Source organism: Streptomyces cupreus (assembly GCF_014257025.1).
GTDB lineage: Bacteria > Actinomycetota > Actinomycetes > Streptomycetales > Streptomycetaceae > Streptomyces > Streptomyces cupreus.
Genome location: NZ_JACMSF010000187.1, coordinates 1 through 562 on the forward strand (window position 1 = coordinate 1; position 562 = coordinate 562).

A 562-nucleotide genomic window follows, 5' to 3' on the forward strand; every position below is an offset into this window, starting at 1 on the left:
GAGCGGTGACCGCTGGCGTCCACCACGAACTTCACCCGCACCGGGTCGCCCTTGTCGGGGATGACCGTGACACCGTCGTCGTCGATGTCGACGTCGACGATCTTCGTCTGCTGGCGTATGTCGGCGCCGTACTTGATGGCGACGTTCACCATCCAGGCGTCGGTGTCCTGGCGGAAGAAGTGGTTCTCGGTGTGCGTGATCTTCGGGATCGGGAACATGCTGGTTTCCAGCGGGTTCTGCCGCGCACCCTCGCGGTGGTAGAGGAAACCGAAGTTCCGCTTCACCCCGCAGTTGGTGGAGATCTTCGACTGCACGGCCTCGAAGGTCGTCAGCCACTTGATCTCCGGCACGTTGTACCGCTCACTGACCAGCCGCATCATCATCGACGTGTACGGAATGGTCGACTCGCCGATGGCGAAACGGGGGTGCGTGCCGGCGTCGAGGACGAGTACCTTCGCGCCGCCTCGGGCGAGGCACGCGGCCAGCGTCGTACCAGCAAGGCCGGACCCGAGAATGGCCACGTCGTACTGCGGTGCCGCCATGGGTTTCGGCGTGGTGGCAG

Annotated in this window: 1 protein-coding gene; it reads right to left on the reverse strand. The window is 64.6% G+C overall.

What is annotated here, in order from left to right:
• A partial coding sequence (locus H4N64_RS44220; protein ID WP_186288269.1) for an NAD(P)/FAD-dependent oxidoreductase occupies positions 1 to 542 on the reverse strand: 542 nt, incomplete at its 3' end.
• Positions 543 to 562 lie beyond the last annotated feature (20 nt).